General features: G+C 63.0%; 17 protein-coding genes and 1 tRNA gene. 15 read left to right on the top strand and 3 right to left on the bottom strand.

What is annotated here, in order from left to right:
- The first annotated feature begins 68 nt into the window (after positions 1 to 68).
- From aspS to C6A77_RS12260, 15 genes are all read left to right on the top strand, one after another.
- Positions 69 to 1,844, top strand: coding sequence for an aspartate--tRNA ligase (gene aspS, locus C6A77_RS12330; RefSeq protein ID WP_114169715.1), 1,776 nt, complete (start codon positions 69 to 71; stop codon positions 1,842 to 1,844).
- Positions 1,845 to 1,958: 114 nt separating this feature from the next.
- Positions 1,959 to 2,705 (top strand): YebC/PmpR family DNA-binding transcriptional regulator, encoded by a 747-nt coding sequence (locus C6A77_RS12325; RefSeq protein WP_013973810.1) that lies wholly within the window; start codon positions 1,959 to 1,961, stop codon positions 2,703 to 2,705.
- Positions 2,706 to 2,892: 187 nt separating this feature from the next.
- The gene (gene ruvC / locus C6A77_RS12320; protein WP_085622805.1) at positions 2,893 to 3,417 is read left to right on the top strand and encodes a crossover junction endodeoxyribonuclease RuvC; all 525 of its coding nucleotides are present in this window, start codon (positions 2,893 to 2,895) and stop codon (positions 3,415 to 3,417) included.
- A 109-nt stretch (positions 3,418 to 3,526) separates the two neighbouring features.
- On the top strand, positions 3,527 to 4,144 hold the full coding sequence (ruvA, locus tag C6A77_RS12315; protein WP_114169714.1) for a Holliday junction branch migration protein RuvA: 618 nt from the start codon (positions 3,527 to 3,529) through the stop codon (positions 4,142 to 4,144).
- Positions 4,141 to 5,187 carry a Holliday junction branch migration DNA helicase RuvB gene (ruvB, locus tag C6A77_RS12310; RefSeq protein WP_114169713.1) on the top strand — a complete coding sequence of 349 codons (1,047 nt, stop codon included), beginning with the start codon at positions 4,141 to 4,143 and terminating at the stop codon, positions 5,185 to 5,187. The genes ruvA and ruvB overlap by 4 nt, the downstream gene beginning before the upstream one ends.
- Before the next feature lie 125 nt (positions 5,188 to 5,312).
- Positions 5,313 to 5,765, top strand: coding sequence for a tol-pal system-associated acyl-CoA thioesterase (ybgC, locus tag C6A77_RS12305; RefSeq protein ID WP_114169712.1), 453 nt, complete (start codon positions 5,313 to 5,315; stop codon positions 5,763 to 5,765).
- 2 nt (positions 5,766 to 5,767) lie between these two features.
- Entirely contained in the window at positions 5,768 to 6,463 is a 696-nt protein-coding gene (gene tolQ, locus C6A77_RS12300; RefSeq protein WP_114169711.1) for a protein TolQ, read from the top strand.
- A 14-nt stretch (positions 6,464 to 6,477) separates the two neighbouring features.
- The gene (gene tolR / locus C6A77_RS12295) at positions 6,478 to 6,930 is read left to right on the top strand and encodes a protein TolR (RefSeq protein ID WP_003254760.1); all 453 of its coding nucleotides are present in this window, start codon (positions 6,478 to 6,480) and stop codon (positions 6,928 to 6,930) included.
- Entirely contained in the window at positions 6,930 to 8,036 is a 1,107-nt protein-coding gene (gene tolA, locus C6A77_RS12290; protein ID WP_114169710.1) for a cell envelope integrity protein TolA, read from the top strand. Before tolR ends, tolA begins: the two co-directional genes overlap by 1 nt.
- Positions 8,037 to 8,062: 26 nt before the next feature.
- The gene (gene tolB / locus C6A77_RS12285; protein ID WP_241507417.1) at positions 8,063 to 9,334 is read left to right on the top strand and encodes a Tol-Pal system beta propeller repeat protein TolB; all 1,272 of its coding nucleotides are present in this window, start codon (positions 8,063 to 8,065) and stop codon (positions 9,332 to 9,334) included.
- 53 nt (positions 9,335 to 9,387) lie between these two features.
- Positions 9,388 to 9,888 carry a peptidoglycan-associated lipoprotein Pal gene (gene pal, locus C6A77_RS12280; RefSeq protein WP_003254755.1) on the top strand — a complete coding sequence of 167 codons (501 nt, stop codon included), beginning with the start codon at positions 9,388 to 9,390 and terminating at the stop codon, positions 9,886 to 9,888.
- A gap of 6 nt (positions 9,889 to 9,894) precedes the next feature.
- Positions 9,895 to 10,701, top strand: a complete 807-nt coding sequence (ybgF, locus tag C6A77_RS12275) for a tol-pal system protein YbgF (RefSeq protein ID WP_114169708.1) — start codon at positions 9,895 to 9,897, stop codon at positions 10,699 to 10,701.
- Between the two features lie 160 nt (positions 10,702 to 10,861).
- On the top strand, positions 10,862 to 11,509 hold the full coding sequence (gene queE / locus C6A77_RS12270; protein ID WP_114169707.1) for a 7-carboxy-7-deazaguanine synthase QueE: 648 nt from the start codon (positions 10,862 to 10,864) through the stop codon (positions 11,507 to 11,509).
- A gap of 17 nt (positions 11,510 to 11,526) precedes the next feature.
- Positions 11,527 to 12,201, top strand: a complete 675-nt coding sequence (gene queC, locus C6A77_RS12265; protein ID WP_114169706.1) for a 7-cyano-7-deazaguanine synthase QueC — start codon at positions 11,527 to 11,529, stop codon at positions 12,199 to 12,201.
- A gap of 60 nt (positions 12,202 to 12,261) precedes the next feature.
- Positions 12,262 to 12,337, top strand: a tRNA-Lys gene (locus C6A77_RS12260).
- Positions 12,338 to 12,400: 63 nt separating this feature from the next.
- On the opposite strand, the gene C6A77_RS12255 is transcribed toward C6A77_RS12260, so the two are convergent.
- The 3 genes from C6A77_RS12255 to C6A77_RS12245 all read right to left on the bottom strand — a co-directional run bounded on the left by C6A77_RS12255 (position 12,401) and on the right by C6A77_RS12245 (position 16,353).
- On the bottom strand, positions 12,401 to 13,105 hold the full coding sequence (locus C6A77_RS12255; protein ID WP_241507416.1) for a CatB-related O-acetyltransferase: 705 nt from the start codon (positions 13,103 to 13,105) through the stop codon (positions 12,401 to 12,403).
- A 76-nt stretch (positions 13,106 to 13,181) separates the two neighbouring features.
- Positions 13,182 to 14,141, bottom strand: a complete 960-nt coding sequence (locus tag C6A77_RS12250) for a cation transporter (RefSeq protein WP_114169705.1) — start codon at positions 14,139 to 14,141, stop codon at positions 13,182 to 13,184.
- A 148-nt stretch (positions 14,142 to 14,289) separates the two neighbouring features.
- Positions 14,290 to 16,353, bottom strand: coding sequence for a methyl-accepting chemotaxis protein (locus C6A77_RS12245; RefSeq protein ID WP_114169704.1), 2,064 nt, complete (start codon positions 16,351 to 16,353; stop codon positions 14,290 to 14,292).
- Positions 16,354 to 16,382: the final 29 nt, after the last annotated feature.

Here is a 16,382-nt window from a genome sequence, read left to right as displayed (position 1 = left end):
AGTATTAGCCCTCCGGGCGGCCAAGGCCTCCACCGAATACACGAATCACGAGAAGCGAAACCACCATCATGATGCGCAGCCATTATTGCGGCCAACTGAACGAGAGCCTGGACGGCCAGGAAGTCACCCTTTGCGGCTGGGTCCATCGTCGCCGCGACCACGGCGGGGTGATCTTCCTCGACATCCGTGACCGCGAAGGCATGGCCCAGGTCGTGTTCGACCCGGATCGCGCCGAAACCTTCGCCGCTGCCGACCGCGTGCGCAGCGAATACGTGGTGCAGATCACCGGCAAGGTCCGCAAGCGCCCGGAAGGTGCAGTGAACGCCAACATGGCGTCCGGTGCCATCGAGATCCTCGGCTACCAGCTGAACGTGCTCAACGAAGCGGAAACCCCGCCGTTCCCGCTGAACGAGTACTCCGACGTTGGCGAGGAAACCCGCCTGCGTTACCGTTTTATCGACCTGCGTCGCCCGGAAATGGCCGACAAGCTGCGCCTGCGTTCGCGCATCACCAGCAGCATCCGTCGCTTCCTCGACGAAAACGGCTTCCTCGACGTCGAAACGCCGATCCTCACCCGTGCCACCCCGGAAGGCGCGCGTGACTACCTGGTACCTAGCCGTACCCACGCCGGTAGCTTCTTCGCCCTGCCGCAGTCGCCACAGCTGTTCAAGCAGCTGCTGATGGTCGCCGGTTTCGACCGCTACTACCAGATCGCCAAATGCTTCCGTGACGAAGACCTGCGTGCCGACCGTCAGCCGGAATTCACCCAGATCGACATCGAGACCAGCTTCCTCGATGAAAGCGAGATCATGGGCCTGACCGAAAGCATGATCCGCAAGCTGTTCAAGGAAGTGCTGGACCTGGAGTTCGGTGATTTCCCGCACATGACCTTCGAAGAGGCCATGCGCCGCTACGGCTCCGACAAGCCGGACCTGCGTATCCCGCTGGAGCTGGTCGATGTTGCCGACCAGCTGAAGGACGTCGACTTCAAGGTGTTCGCCGGCCCGGCCAACGATCCGAAGTGCCGCGTCACCGCCCTGCGCCTGCCAGGCGGCGCCAGCATGCCGCGCAGCAAGATCGACGAGTACACCAAGTTCGTCGGCATCTACGGTGCCAAGGGCCTGGCTTACATCAAGGTCAACGAGCGCGCCAAAGGCGTCGAAGGCCTGCAGTCGCCGATCGTCAAGAACATCCCTGAGGCCAACCTCAACAACATCCTCGACCGCGTTGGCGCCGTAGATGGCGACATCGTGTTCTTCGGTGCCGACAAGTTCAAGGTGGTCAGCGAAGCGTTGGGCGCGCTGCGTATCCGCCTGGGCCACGACTTCGAGCTGCTGACCTGCGAGTGGGCGCCGATGTGGGTCGTCGACTTCCCGATGTTCGAAGAGAACGAAGACGGCAGCTTCACTGCACTGCACCACCCGTTCACCGCGCCGAAGTGCACCCCGGAAGAGCTCGAGGCCAACCCGGCCACGGCCCTGTCGCGTGCCTACGACATGGTGCTGAACGGTACCGAGCTGGGTGGCGGTTCGATCCGTATTCACCGTAAAGAGATGCAGCAGGCCGTGTTCCGCCTGCTGGGCATCGAGGCCGAGGAACAGGAAGAGAAGTTCGGCTTCCTGCTCGACGCGCTGAAGTTCGGTGCACCGCCGCACGGTGGCCTGGCCTTCGGCCTGGACCGCCTGGTCATGCTGATGACCGGCGCCCAGTCGATTCGTGAAGTGATCGCCTTCCCGAAAACCCAGAGCGCCGCGTGCGTGATGACTCAGGCCCCTGGCCTGGTCGATGCCAAGGCCCTGCGCGAGCTGCACATCCGACTGCGCGAACAGACCAAGGTCGAGTAAGCAGTCCCCGGGCGCATCCACATGGATGCGCCTTTGCGTTCCGGCGCAGGCAATTTCCCGTCCCGCCCCGTACAGGGGCGGGGCTGTTTGTGTTTCAAAGGATTCGGAGTCGTTATGGCTGGTCATTCCAAGTGGGCGAACATCAAGCACCGCAAAGAGCGCCAGGATGCCAAGAGAGGCAAGATCTTCACCAAGTGGATCCGCGAACTGACGGTCGCCGCCAAGCAGGGTGGTGCTGACCCAGCCTCCAACCCGCGCCTGCGTCTGGCACTGGACAAGGCCCTGGGCGCCAACATGAGCCGCGATATCATCGATCGCGCCGTGGCCCGTGGTGCCGGCACCAACGAAAGCGACAACGTCGAAGAACTCAGCTACGAAGGTTACGGCCCGGGTGGCGTGGCGATCATGGTCGAGGCCATGACCGACAACCGCAACCGCACCGCCGCCGCCGTGCGTCATGCCTTCACCAAGTGTGGCGGCAACCTGGGCACCGATGGTTCGGTGGCCTACCTGTTCGAGCGCAAGGGCCAGATCAGCTTTGCCCCGGGCGTGGAAGAGGACGCGCTGATGGAAGCGGCGATGGAAGCCGATGCCGACGATGTGGTGGCCAACGACGACGGCTCGTTCGACGTGTTCACCTCGTTCAACAGCTTCTACGCCGTGCGTAACGCTTTGGAAGAGGCGGGCTTCAAGGCCGCTGATGCGGAAATCGTCATGCAGCCGACCACCAGTGCCGAACTCGACCAGGACGGTGCCGAAAAGGTACTCAAGCTGATCGACATGCTCGAAGACCTGGATGATGTGCAGAACGTCTACTCCAATGCCCAGATTTCCGATGAGATCATGGAAAACCTCGGCTAAGGTGTTCTGAGCATTCGGGGTAAGTAGCTTTTTGGGGCTGCTGTGCAGCCCATCGCCGGCAAGCCGGCTCCCACAGGTACAGTGCAGCCCCCATGTCTTGCACTGTACCTGTGGGAGCCGGCTTGTCGGCGATGGGCCGCGCAGCGGCCCCAATGGTGTTAAAAATAAGCTTTGTACGACAGGCGCTATGACTCTGATTCTTGGTATCGACCCCGGCTCGCGCATCACCGGTTATGGTGTGGTGCGCCAGACCGCCCGTGGTTGCGAGTACGTGGCGTCGGGCTGCATCCGCACCGGCAGCGGCGAGCTGCACGAGCGGCTGCAGATCGTTTTTCGTGGTGTCAGTGAAATCATCAGCCAGCACGGCCCGGTGACCATGGGCATCGAGCGGGTGTTCATGGCCCGCAACGCCGACTCGGCGCTCAAGCTCGGCCAGGCCCGTGGCGCGGCCATCGTCGCCGCCGCCGAAGCCGGCCTGGAAATCGCCGAATACAGCGCGACCCAGGTCAAGCAGGCCGTGGCGGGCACCGGCGGGGCCAACAAGGAGCAGGTGATGATGATGGTCATGCACCTGTTGAAGCTGACGCAGAAGCCGCAGATCGACGCCTCCGACGCCCTGGCCATCGCCCTGTGCCACGCCCACACCCGCTCCAGCCTGGTGCCGCATGGCCTGGCCACGGCGCGGCGACGCGGCGGGCGCTTGCGTCTGTAGGCGCTTCATGCGCTGATACACATTTTGTCCGGGGGAAGCATTCACCCGGCGCATTTGCTGATAGGGTTGAGCGGTCTTTGACCGGCTCCCCGAGAGGAAGGATCGGAACGTGATTGGACGTTTGCGCGGCACCCTGGCGGAAAAACAGCCGCCGCACCTGATTATCGACGTCAACGGCGTGGGTTACGAACTGGAAGTTCCCATGACCACGCTGTACCGTCTGCCCAAGGTGGGCGAACCGGTTACCGTGCACACCCACCTGGTGGTGCGCGAGGATGCTCACCTGCTTTATGGCTTTGCCGAAAAGCGCGAGCGCGAGCTGTTTCGCGAGCTCATTCGCCTTAACGGCGTGGGGCCGAAACTGGCCCTGGCGTTGATGTCCGGGCTGGAAGTGGACGAGCTGGTGCGCTGCGTGCAGGCTCAGGACACCTCCGCCCTGGTGCGTGTGCCCGGGGTCGGCAAGAAGACTGCCGAACGCCTGCTGGTCGAGCTCAAGGACCGCTTCAAGGCCTGGGAAACCTCGCCGGCCATGTTCACCCTGGTGTCTGACGGCCCATTGCCTGTCAGCAGTACCTCTACGGCTGAAGCCGATGCGGTCAGCGCTTTGGTCTCGCTGGGCTACAAGCCGCAGGAAGCCAGCAAGGCGATTGCCGCGATCAAGGACAAGGCCGGCCTGAGCAGTGAAGAACTGATCCGCCGCAGCCTGAAAGGGATGATTACCAAGTGATCGAAGCCGACCGTCTGATCGCCGCCAGTGGCCGCGACCGTGAAGAAGTCCAGGACCGGGCGATTCGCCCGTTGCGCCTGGACGAGTACATCGGCCAGCCAGTGGTGCGCGAACAGATGGCGCTGTTCATCCAGGCCGCCCGGGGCCGCAGCGAGTCGCTCGACCATACGCTGATCTTCGGCCCGCCCGGCCTGGGCAAGACCACCCTGGCCAACATCATCGCCCACGAAATGGGCGTGTCGGTCAAGAGCACCTCGGGGCCGATCCTCGAGCGACCGGGCGATCTGGCGGCCATGCTGACCAACCTCGAGCCGCACGACGTGCTGTTCATCGACGAAATCCACCGGCTGTCGCCGGTCGTCGAAGAGGTGCTGTACCCGGCGATGGAGGACTTCCAGCTCGACATCATGATCGGCGAAGGGCCGGCAGCCCGGTCGATCAAGCTCGACCTGCCGCCATTCACCCTGGTGGGCGCCACCACCCGTGCCGGCATGCTCACCAACCCGCTGCGTGACCGCTTCGGTATCGTCCAGCGCCTGGAGTTCTACAGCGACAAGGACCTGGCCACCATCGTCAGCCGTTCGGCCGGCATTCTCGGCCTGGTCATCGAAGACCAGGGCGCCTACGAGATCGCCCGCCGCGCCCGCGGCACGCCGCGTATCGCCAACCGCCTGCTGCGCCGCGTGCGCGATTACGCCGAAGTGCGCGGCAAGGGCCAGATCACCAAGGCGGTGGCTGACATGGCGCTCAACCTGCTGGACGTCGACGAGCGCGGTTTCGACCACTCCGACCGCCGCCTGCTGCTGACCATGATCGAAAAGTTCGACGGTGGCCCGGTCGGCGTCGACAACCTGGCTGCGGCCATCAGCGAGGAACGACACACCATCGAAGATGTGCTCGAGCCGTACCTGATCCAGCAAGGCTACATCATGCGCACACCGCGCGGCCGCGTGGTCACCCGGCATGCCTATCTGCACTTTGGCCTGAACGTGCCAGGGCGCCTGGGGGAGGGTGGGGACTTTTCCGATACGGGCGATGAGTGACAGATCGAAAACGGCTTTTCGTGGTCCTACCGCTGGCATGCCTCGGGTGCGCTGGCAATAAGACATTAATGAACAAAAAACAGTTGCCACAGCGGATTGGCAAGCTGAGGAGTAAGCACTAGAGTATGCGCGCGCAAAATGGCCTGGAACCGTTCGCACACCGTTGTCGCGTCTATTACGAAGATACCGATGCCGGTGGCGTGGTGTATTACGTCAATTACCTGAAATTCATGGAGCGTGCGCGCACCGAGCGGCTGCGGCACCTGGGCTTTTCCCAGGCGCAGCTGGCCGGGGAAAACCTGTTGTTCGTGGTCCATTCCAGCGAAGCGCGCTACCACGCGCCGGCGCGTCTGGACGACGAGCTGCGGGTTACTGCACACGTACTTGAACTCAATCGCGCCAGCCTGCGTTTCGTGCAGCAGGTCTGGCGGGAAAAGGATGAAACGCTGCTCTGCGAAGGGCAGTTCCTGGTGGCCGCCGTGCGTGCCGACACTTTCAAACCCCGAGCCATACCCCCGGAGCTGCGCCACGCCTTTGCGGCGGACGGCTCGGGTACTCAATCGAATGCAGGAGAATAAGCGTGGAAGCTAACGTCGTCGACCATACCTCCATGTGGAGTCTGGTCAGCAATGCCAGCGTGGTGGTACAGCTGGTAATGCTGACCCTGGTGGCCGCCTCGGTCACTTCATGGATCATGATCTTCCAGCGCAGCACCATGCTGCGCGCCGGTCGTCGTGCGCTGGATGCCTTCGAGGAGCGCTTCTGGTCGGGCATCGACCTGTCCAAGCTGTACCGTCAGGCAGGCAGCAACCCAGACCCGGATTCCGGGGTCGAGCAGGTGTTTCGCGCCGGCTTCAAGGAATTCTCGCGTCTGCGCCAGCAGCCGGGCGTCGACCCTGACGCGGTGATGGAAGGTGTCGCCCGCGCCATGCGCGTGGCCATCTCCCGCGAGGAAGAAAAACTCGAGCAGAGCCTGCCGTTCCTCGCCACCGTCGGTTCGACCAGCCCATACATCGGCCTGTTCGGTACCGTCTGGGGCATCATGAACTCCTTCCGCGGCCTGGCCAGCGCCCAGCAGGCCACCCTGGCCACGGTTGCCCCGGGTATCGCCGAAGCGCTGATCGCCACTGCCATCGGCCTGTTCGCGGCAATCCCTGCGGTCATCGCCTACAACCGCTTCTCGGCACGCAGCGAAGTGCTGATCGGCCGTTACTACACCTTCGCCGACGAGTTCCAGGCGATCCTGCACCGCAAAGTGCACACCAGCGAAGAGTAATCAGGTAGAAGCCCATGGCCCGAGTTCGCCACAAACGCAAGCCCGTCGCCGAGATGAACGTGGTGCCCTACATCGACGTGATGCTGGTGCTGCTGGTCATCTTCATGGTGACGGCGCCCATGCTCAACCAGGGCGTGAAGGTCGACCTGCCCAAGGTTTCCAGTGAAGCCTTGCCGCAGGACAACAACGTCCAGATCCTCACCATTTCCATCAAGGCCGACAAGACCTACTACTGGAACCTCGGTAGCGAAGTCGATACCGACAAACAGATGGACAAGGCCATGACCTTGCCGGCCATGACCGACGCAGTGACCAAGATCATTGCCGCCGGCCGTGACCAGGGCAAGCAGACCCAGGTGTTCATTCGTGGCGACAAGGCTGTCGACTATGGCGCGGTCATGGGTGCCATGGGCGGGTTGCAGAAGGCCGGTGTCGGTAACGTTGGCCTGATTACCGAGGCGCCCTGATGCAACAGCGAGAGCCATCCGCCTCGGAAAGCTACTTCTGGCCCAGTGTCTGGGCCATCGGCCTGCATGTGCTGGTGTTCGCCCTGCTGTTCGTCAGTTTTGCCATGACGCCTGAACTGCCGCCCTCCAAGCCGATCGTTCAGGCTACCCTGTACCAGCTCAAGTCCAAGAGCCAGGCGACCACCCAGACCAATCAGAAGATTGCCGGGGAAGCGAAGAAAACCGCTTCGCGCCAGACCGAGGTCGAGCAGCTGGAGCAGAAGAAGGTCGAGCAGGAGGCCGTGAAGGCCGCGGAACAAAAGAAAGCCGACGCCGCTCAAAAGGCCGAAGAGGCTCGCGAAGCTGCCGAGGCCAAGAAAGCCGAGGCTGCTGCCGAAGCCGCCAAGGCCGCCGAGGCGAAGAAAACCGCCGAAGCCAAGAAGGCCGAAGAGGCGAAGAAGGCCGCCGAGAAGCAGCAGGCCGACATCGCCAAGAAAAAGGCCGAGGAAGAAAAGAAGAAAGCCGAAGAAGAGGCCAAGAAAGAGGCCGCTGAAGAGGCGAAGAAACAAGCCGCCGAGGATGCCAAGAAAAAGGCAGCCGAAGAGGCCAAGAAGAAAGCAGCCGAGGACGCCAAGAAGAAAGCGGCGGCCGAGGACGCGAAGAAGAAGGCAGCTGAAGAGGCCAAGAAAAAGGCCGCTGCAGACGCCCAGAAGAAAAAGGCACAGGAAGCGGCCCGCAAGGCGGCGGAAGACAAGAAAGCCCAGGCCCTGGCCGAGCTGTTGTCCGACACCACCGAACGGCAGCAGGCGCTGGCCGACGAGCAGGGTGACCAGGTGGCCGGCGACTTCGACGACCTGATTCGCTTGCGCGCGGCCGAGGGCTGGGCACGTCCGCCTTCCGCGCGCAAGGGCATGACGGTGGTCCTGCAGATCAACATGTTGCCGGACGGTACCATCACCAACGTCAGCGTGGCCCGGTCCAGTGGTGACGGCCCGTACGACAGTTCGGCGGTGGCTGCGGTGAAGAACATTGGTCGTTTGACCGAGATGCAGGGTATGAAGCCGAGCGATTTCAACCAATATCGTTCGTTCAAGATGACATTTACACCTGAGGATCTAGCGTTGTGATTAAACGTCTGAGAGGACTGCTGGTCATGCTGTGCTGCGTGGCAGGCATGGCCGTGGCAGAGGAAAAGAACATCCTGGTCACCAGCGGCAGCGACCGGGCCACGCCCATCGCGGTAGTGCCGTTTGGTCTGCAGGGCGGCAGCGTGCTGCCCGAAGACATGGCCGACATCATCGGTAACGACCTGCGCAACTCCGGCTACTACTCGCCGATTCCGCGGCAGAACATGATCAGCCAGCCGTCGCAGGCCAGCGAAGTCATCTTCCGTGACTGGAAAGCGCTGGGTGCGCAGTACGTGATGGTCGGCAGCATCGTGCCGTCGGGCGGTCGCCTGCAGGTGCAGTACGCACTGTTCAACGTCGCCACCGAGCAGCAGGTGCTGACCGGTAGCGTGGCGGGCAGCGTCGACCAACTGCGCGACATGGCGCACTACATTTCCGACCAGTCGTTCGAAAAGCTCACCGGCATCAAGGGCGCGTTCTCCACCCGCATGCTGTACGTGACCGCCGAGCGCTTCTCCACCAACAACACCCGCTACACCCTGCAGCGTTCGGACTACGACGGTGCGCGTGCGGTGACCCTGCTGCAATCGCGTGAACCGATCCTGTCGCCACGCTTTGCGCCGGATGGCAAGCGTATCGCCTATGTCTCGTTCGAGCAGAAGCGCCCGCGCATCTTCGTCCAGCACATCGATACCGGCCGCCGCGAGCAGGTCACCAACTTCGAAGGCCTGAACGGCGCGCCAGCCTGGTCGCCGGACGGCACCCGCCTGGCGTTCGTGCTGTCGAAGGACGGCAACCCGGACATCTACGTAATGAACGTGGCTTCGCGGCAGATCAGCCGGGTTACCGCTGGCCCGGGCATCAACACCGAACCGTTCTGGGGCAAGGACGGCAACACCCTGTACTTCACCTCCGACCGTGGCGGCAAGCCGCAGATCTACAAGCAGTCGGTCGGTGGCGGTGGTGCCGAGCGCGTGACCTTCGTGGGCAACTACAACGCCAACCCGAAACTGTCGGCGGACGAAAAGACCCTGGTGATGATCCATCGCCAGCAGGGCTTCACCAACTTCAAAGTTGCGGCCCAGGATTTGCAACGCGGAAGTGTAAAGATTCTCTCGGAAACAAGTCTTGATGAGTCTCCCACTGTTGCGCCAAACGGCACCATGCTAATCTACGCCACCCGCCAGCAGGGCCGGGGAGTCTTGATGCTCGTGTCGCTTAATGGACGCGTGAGGCTCCCACTTCCTACCGCTCAAGGCGAAGTCAGAGAACCGTCCTGGTCCCCTTACCTGAACTGATTGCGGCGTAATACTTTTGCTTAACACACTGGGGTTTCATTAGGAGTTTCACGATGGAAATGCTGAAGTTTGGTAAATTTGCTGCGCTGGCTCTGGCCATGGCCGTAGCTGTAGGTTGCTCCTCGAAGGGCGGTGACAACGCAGGCGAAGGCGCTGCTGTAGACCCGAACGCTGGCTACGGTGCCAACACTGGCGCAGTTGACGGCTCTCTGAGCGAAGAAGCTGCCCTGCGCGCAATCACCACCTTCTACTTCGAATACGACAGCTCGGACCTGAAGCCAGAAGCCATGCGCGCTCTGGACGTTCACGCCAAGGACCTGAAAGCCAACGGCAACCGCGTTGTTCTGGAAGGCAACACCGACGAGCGCGGCACCCGCGAGTACAACATGGCTCTGGGTGAGCGTCGTGCCAAGGCCGTTCAGCGCTACCTGGTTCTGCAGGGCGTTTCCCCTGCTCAGCTGGAGCTGGTTTCCTACGGTGAAGAGCGTCCGGTTGCCACTGGCAACGACGAGCAGTCCTGGGCTCAGAACCGTCGCGTAGAACTGCGTAAGTAAGTTCTCATGCGTATGGGCCGCCGTGTAGTAACCGTCCTCGCACTCAGCCTGCCGCTCGCGGCCTGGGCTGAGGTTCCTGTAGTTGATGACAACGCAGGCAGTTATCCGCCTGCGGGTTATGGCACGAGCGGCGCCTATGCCGGGTCAGGGGCTTCGGCCCCTGCCTCTGCACAGGGCCAGCTGTTCATGCAGCTGCAACAGATGCAGGATCAGCTTTCCCGCCAGCAAGGCATCATCGAAGAGCTGCAGAACGATGTGTCGCGCATGAAGCAGGAAAACCTGGAGCGTTACCAGGACCTGGACCGTCGCATCAACAGTGGCGCCGCGCCTGCCGCGACCCCTGACAATTCCTCCGGTGGTGGTGCATCCAGTGCCGCCCCCGATGCAGCAGCAGGTGCTGCTGCGCAACAACCGGCCGCCAGTAGCGAGCCCGGTGATCCGGCGAAAGAAAAGCTCTACTACGATGCCGCTTTCGACCTGATCAAGCAGAAAGACTTCGACAAAGCCAGCCAGGCGTTCAACGCCTTCCTGCGCAAGTACCCCAACAGCCAGTACGCCGGCAACGCCCAGTACTGGCTGGGTGAAGTGAACCTGGCCAAGGGCGACCTGCCCGCTGCCAGCCAGGCCTTCGCCCAGGTCAGCCAGAAGTACCCGAAGCACAGCAAGGTGCCGGATTCGCTGTACAAGCTGGCTGACGTCGAGCGCCGCATGGGCCACACCGACAAGGTCAAGGGCATCCTGCAGCAGGTCATCACCCAGTACCCCGGCACCTCGGCCGCGCAACTGGCCCAGCGTGACATGCAGAAGCTCTAGGTCGTATCGTTTGAAAGAAACCCGCGCTTGTCGCGGGTTTTTTCGTTAGAATCACTGCCCTTTTTTCGTAAACACGCTGTTGCGGATAACGCCATGTCGAGTCCGCGACAGTGCCTGACGGAGGCGGACAGCCTGTTTAGCTGTCACGCCCGTGGCGAGCATGCAAGACACATTACGCATCACCGAAGTCTTTTACTCCTTGCAGGGTGAAACGCGAACGGCTGGGCTGCCCACGGTATTCGTGCGCCTCACCGGTTGCCCCCTGCGTTGCCAGTACTGCGACAGTGCCTATGCCTTCACTGGCGGCACCCTGCGCACCCTCGACTCGATCCTTGAGCAGGTTGCCGGCTTCAAGCCGCGCTACGTCTGCGTCACCGGTGGCGAGCCGCTGGCCCAACCCAACGCCTTGCCGCTGTTGCAGCGCCTGTGTGACGCCGGTTACGAGGTTTCGCTGGAAACCAGCGGGGCACTGGACATTTCCGGCACCGACACCCGCGTCAGCCGCGTGGTCGACCTGAAAACCCCTGGCTCCAAAGAGTCGCACCGTAACCGCTACGAGAACATCGAGCAGCTGACCCGCAACGACCAGGTCAAGTTCGTCATCTGTTCCCGCGAGGATTACGACTGGGCGGTCTCCAAGCTGATTCAGTACAACCTGGCCGAACGTGCCGGCGAGGTGCTGTTCTCGCCCAGCCACCACCAGGTCAACGCCAGCGACCTGGCCGACTGGATCGTCGCCGACAACCTGCCCGTGCGCTTCCAGCTGCAGCTGCACAAGCTGCTGTGGAACGACGAACCCGGACGTTGATTGAGGAGCAAGCACACATGAGCGAAAAACGCGCAGTCATCCTGTTGTCCGGTGGCCTGGACTCGGCCACCGTGGTCGCCATGGCCAAGGCCGAAGGCTACAGCTGCTACACCATGAGTTTTGATTACGGCCAGCGCCACCGCGCCGAACTGAACGCCGCTGCCCGGGTTGCCCGCGACCTGGGCGTGGTCGAACACAAGGTCATCGGCCTGAACCTGGACGGCATCGGCGGCTCGGCGTTGACCGACAGCAGCATCGATGTGCCGGAAACCCCGGGCGAAGGCATCCCGGTCACCTACGTGCCGGCGCGCAACACCGTGTTCCTGTCGCTGGCTCTGGGTTGGGCGGAAGTGCTCGAAGCCCGCGACATCTTCATTGGCGTCAACGCCGTGGATTATTCCGGCTACCCCGATTGCCGCCCCGAGTTCGTCGAGGCCTTCGAGCGCATGGCCAACCTGGCGACCAAGGCCGGTGTCGAAGGGCAGGGCTTCCGCATCCAGGCGCCGCTGCAGAACATGAGCAAGGCGCAGATCGTGCAGGCCGGCCTGGCCCGTGGCGTGGATTACAGCCTGACCGTTTCCTGCTACCAGGCCGACGATGACGGCCGCGCCTGCGGCAAATGCGACAGCTGCCGCCTGCGTGCCGACGGTTTCAAGGCGGCGGGCGTGGATGACCCGACCCGGTATTTTTGAAAAATCTGTGATGGGGTGTTGATTTCCCGTTAGAAATCAGTATTATACGCGCCATCCAACGGGTCGTTAGCTCAGTTGGTAGAGCAGTTGGCTTTTAACCAATTGGTCGTAGGTTCGAATCCTACACGACCCACCATATGCAGTACGTCAAAGCCCGCTACCGGCAACGGTCGCGGGCTTTTTCGTCTGGCGCTCAACTTTACAGTTCGGTTGCGCTGCGTTTATTCAGGCGCAGGGTCTTGTAGCTGGCCGCAGGTTTGCGCTCGAGGGTTTCGATGGCCTGCAGAAACTGCGACGGGTTGTCGAGTGGCAGTGCCTTGAGCGTGTCGATTTCCAGCTCCCACCATTTGCTGGCCAACAGCCGCGCGATCAGCTCGTCCGGGTGGCGAAAGCGGATGATCCGGGCCGGGTTGCCGCCTACGATCGCATAAGGCGGAACGTCGCGTGTCACCAGCGCGCGTGTGGCGATGATCGCGCCTGTGCCGACCGTCACGCCTTCGAGCACCGTGGCTTCAGCACCGATCCAGACATCGTGGCCGATGTTGGCATGGGTCACTGCCGGCGCGTAGGCAAGCCGATTGTTTTCATACTGGAACGGATGGCTGCTGACCCAGGCTGACGGGTGCGTGTTCTTTTCCTGGCCAAGGGTGCAGCCGGAACCGATCGAGCAGAAGCGGCCGATCGAGGCGACCAGCGACAGCGTGCTATCACTGCGTATGTAGGTATGGGCACCGATGCTCACCTGCCTCGACTCGATACGAATATGGCCGAGCTGGACCGGGGCCTCGATGCGGGCTTCCGCGGCCTTGCTGAACGTATCGGTGCCGCCTGCGAGCTTGCCACCTGATTTTCTGATCACTCTCTTGTAGCGATTTTCTTTCAGGATTTTCAGGGGGTTAAGCATGCGTCAGGCTCCGCCAAATTTTGCCCGATCATAGCAAATCGCCTTGCTCATGATCTGCAGTGCGTTGCGATCAGGGTCATTCTGCCCATTCCGGGTCCCCGGTAAACACTACCGTCAGCCAACGGTCCGGCCCTTCGCCACCCACGGCATCACCGATCTCGTTGCGCCAGGCATCCCATTCATCGATGGTCTTCGCGGCCATGGCCTTGGGCACGATGAAGTACAGTTCGATCTCTCGCGAGCGGCCGACCTTGGCCACATAGGCGCGGTACGACTGCAGCCCGTGGCGGGCGACGAAGGCCTTGGCCACTTCATCCACATGCAGCTTGAGGTCGCCGGGCGTCACCAGGAAAATTTCCGACAGCGCCTGGCGCACCACAGACAGCGGCAGCGGGATGATCACCAGGCAGACCAGCGCCAGTACCGCCGGGTCGATATACGGCGATAGCCATTCCAGCGACGTGCCCTGTACCGCGTAGCCAAAGCAGAAGGCGATCAGCAAGGCGGCGGTGATACTGGCCGACATCACCCAGCCCTTGACGTCCATGCGTACGAAGTCCGAGCATAGCTTGCGGTTGGCGCGGGCTTCGACCAGGGCGATGGTCACGCAGGCGACCACCGTCAGCAGGGCGTAGACCATGGCAATGCCGAACTCCAGATGGCGGCCGCCTTGCAGCAGGCTGCTGACGGCGTTGATCAGCGCATAGATGGCCACGCCGCTGAGCAGGATGCCGTTGAGCGCCAGCACCATCGGCTCCAGGTGCCAGAAGCCCATGGTGAAGCGCTCGCGTAGCTTGCGCGACATCTGCACGCTGGTGGTGTGCGAGGTAATCAGCTTGACCACCACCAGCGACAGCCCGCTCATGCTGGCATCGACCAGCGAATAGACGCCGTCGAAAACGATCGAGAATGAACCGGAGGCCAGGCCGAAGGCGATGCCGATGGTGGCGATGAACAGGGTGACGGCGATCGAGGTGCGTAGCAGGCCTTGTTCGCTGGTGATGTCGAAGAAGGTGGATCGGGTTGCGGTTTGCATGAGATGTGCTCGGTAAATAGCCCTGCTGCTGTGTTGTATGTGCTGGCCTGTTCGCGGGTAAACCCGCTCCCACAGGGTTATGCTCTGACCTTGAAAGCAGCGTCGGACCTTGTGGGAGCGGGTTTACCCGCGAAAAGGCCTTAACAGGCTAGACGCGGAACTGCTCCATCAGCGCCTGTTGCTGGTTGGCCAGCCGGTTCAAGGCCTGGCTGATGCGCGCCGATTCGTCGGCCTGGCCGGCCAGCGATTCGGTCACATCGCGGATGCCGGCCACGTTGCGGTTCACTTCCTCGGCCACCGCGCTCTGCTCTTCGGCCGCCGAGGCAATTTGCAGGTTCATGTCGCTGATCACCGCCACCGCCTCGCCGATACGCTGCAGCGCTGGCAGTGCCTGGACCATCCGGGTGGCGCTGTCCTGGGCCTGGCGCTGCCCTTCGTGCATCGCCCCCACCACATCCTGAGTGCCTTGCTGCAGGCCTTCGATGACCTGGCGAATTTCTTCCACCGACACCTGGGTGCGCTGGGCCAGGCCGCGCACTTCATCGGCGACCACGGCAAAGCCACGCCCGGCCTCGCCGGCGCGGGCAGCCTCGATGGCGGCATTGAGCGCCAGCAGGTTGGTCTGCTCGGCAATGGTGCGGATCACCTCCAGTACCGAGCCGATCTGCCCGCTGCGGTCTTCCAGGGCGCGCGCCTCGTCCATGGCGGTGTTCATGCCGGCCGCCAGGCGGTCGATACCCTGGCGGGTGCTGTCGACCAGTTGCAGGCCCTCGCGGCTGGCCTGGTCGGCGGCGCGTGCCGCCTGGGCCGCCTGCGCGGCGTTGTGCGCGACATCCAGGGCGGTGGCGCTCATTTCGTTGGCCGCAGTGGCGACCTGCTCGATTTCCCGGTGCTGCTGCTGCATGCCATCACTGGTCTGGCTGGCGATGGCAGCCGACTGATCGGCGGTACTGCGGGCCTCCTGCAATGAGCCTTTGACCTGGGCGATGACCGGCTGCAGCTTGTCGAGAAAGCGGTTGAACCAGCCGGTGAGCTGGCCCAGTTCGTCCTGGCGGGCGTAGTCCAGGCGGCGGGTGAGGTCGCCTTCGCCGCTGGCGATGTCTTCCAGGCGCGCCGCCACGGCCAGGATCGGCCGGGTCACGCCGCGCGCGGTCAGCCACACCAGCAGCAGGCCGACCACTGCAGCGGCCAGGCCGATCAGCAGGCTGGTGAGGTTGGCGCTGTGGTTGTGTGCGTCCAGGCGCTGGTTGAGGGCGACGGCAGGTGCCTGCAACACGCTTTCTGGCAATTCCAGCAACACCTGCCACGGCGCGGCGTCGGGGATTGGCGTGAACGGGTGGGCCACACGCAGCAGGCCGTCGGCTACCGCCTTGTCCATTGGCTTGCCGAGCGCGCTGGCATCGCGGCTGTTGCCGGCCAGCAGGCCGGCTGCGCTGGCGATGCTGACCTGGCCATGGCCATCGAACACTTCGCGGCGACCGTCCAGGCTCAATTGCTGCAGGTTGGCCAGGCTGATGTCGAGGCCGACCACGCCCACGACCTTGCCGTCTTCCATCAGCGGCAGGGCGATGCTGGTCATCAGCACTTCGCGGCCATTCACCTCGTCGAGGTACGGCTCGAGGATACAGGTTCTGGCGGTGTCCTGAGGGCAGGTCAGCCAGCGGTTCTTCGCCGCGCCGTTGCTGCCGATGCTGGCATCGCCGAGCATCGACTCCGGCATGGCTTCGAGCTCGAGCGTAGCGGGCTCGGGGCGCGACCAGTACAGCGAGAAGCGCCCGCTTTCGTTGCTACCCAGGGCATCCTGGCCGCGGTACTGGCTGTCTGCGTCCAGGGCGTTGGGCTGGAACACCAGGTACAGGCCGATCACGTCCGGGTTGCCGGCCAGGCTGGCGCGGGCCTGGCGGGTCAGCTCGGCGCGCAGGTCGCTGCCACCACGGGCTTTGAGCACCTGCACCAGGCGAGCGAAACCATTGCCGTACTGGTAGGCGTCCATGAAGTAGCGCTGGATGCGCAGCGCCTGGGTTTCGGCATGGGCCTGCAGGCGCAGGCGCGCGCTGCTGTCGAGCATTTCGGTGTTGGCCTGGTTGACCAGTGCCGCGCTGCGCCGCGCCTGGGCCAGCGAGGTGGTGACCAGCAGGGCGACGATGGCCAGCAGGCACAGGCCGGCGAGGAGGGTGATCTTCCACTGGATGGAGAGGCGGCGCAGCGGCATGAGGGCGTTCCTTTTCGATCAAATGCAAC

This window comes from Pseudomonas sp. AFG_SD02_1510_Pfu_092, assembly GCF_003331055.1.
Taxonomy (GTDB): Bacteria; Pseudomonadota; Gammaproteobacteria; order Pseudomonadales; family Pseudomonadaceae; genus Aquipseudomonas.
The sequence above is the reverse complement of the archived record's forward strand: the minus strand, read 5'-3'. Positions and strand labels throughout refer to the sequence as shown.

What these genes read in the sequence shown, in the direction of transcription:
- C6A77_RS12325 (WP_013973810.1), top strand. Translation starts at nt 1,959, where the DNA reads ATGGCTGGTCATTCCAAGTGGGCGAACATCAAGCACCGCAAAGAGCGC.
- ruvC (WP_085622805.1), top strand. Translation starts at nt 2,893, where the DNA reads ATGACTCTGATTCTTGGTATCGACCCCGGCTCGCGCATCACCGGTTAT.
- queC (WP_114169706.1), top strand. Translation starts at nt 11,527, where the DNA reads ATGAGCGAAAAACGCGCAGTCATCCTGTTGTCCGGTGGCCTGGACTCG.
- aspS (WP_114169715.1), top strand. Translation starts at nt 69, where the DNA reads ATGATGCGCAGCCATTATTGCGGCCAACTGAACGAGAGCCTGGACGGC.
- C6A77_RS12250 (WP_114169705.1), bottom strand. Translation starts at nt 14,141, where the DNA reads ATGCAAACCGCAACCCGATCCACCTTCTTCGACATCACCAGCGAACAA.
- ybgF (WP_114169708.1), top strand. Translation starts at nt 9,895, where the DNA reads ATGCGTATGGGCCGCCGTGTAGTAACCGTCCTCGCACTCAGCCTGCCG.
- tolB (WP_241507417.1), top strand. Translation starts at nt 8,063, where the DNA reads ATGCTGTGCTGCGTGGCAGGCATGGCCGTGGCAGAGGAAAAGAACATC.
- tolA (WP_114169710.1), top strand. Translation starts at nt 6,930, where the DNA reads ATGCAACAGCGAGAGCCATCCGCCTCGGAAAGCTACTTCTGGCCCAGT.
- ybgC (WP_114169712.1), top strand. Translation starts at nt 5,313, where the DNA reads ATGCGCGCGCAAAATGGCCTGGAACCGTTCGCACACCGTTGTCGCGTC.
- C6A77_RS12255 (WP_241507416.1), bottom strand. Translation starts at nt 13,105, where the DNA reads ATGCTTAACCCCCTGAAAATCCTGAAAGAAAATCGCTACAAGAGAGTG.
- C6A77_RS12245 (WP_114169704.1), bottom strand. Translation starts at nt 16,353, where the DNA reads ATGCCGCTGCGCCGCCTCTCCATCCAGTGGAAGATCACCCTCCTCGCC.
- tolR (WP_003254760.1), top strand. Translation starts at nt 6,478, where the DNA reads ATGGCCCGAGTTCGCCACAAACGCAAGCCCGTCGCCGAGATGAACGTG.
- pal (WP_003254755.1), top strand. Translation starts at nt 9,388, where the DNA reads ATGGAAATGCTGAAGTTTGGTAAATTTGCTGCGCTGGCTCTGGCCATG.
- queE (WP_114169707.1), top strand. Translation starts at nt 10,862, where the DNA reads ATGCAAGACACATTACGCATCACCGAAGTCTTTTACTCCTTGCAGGGT.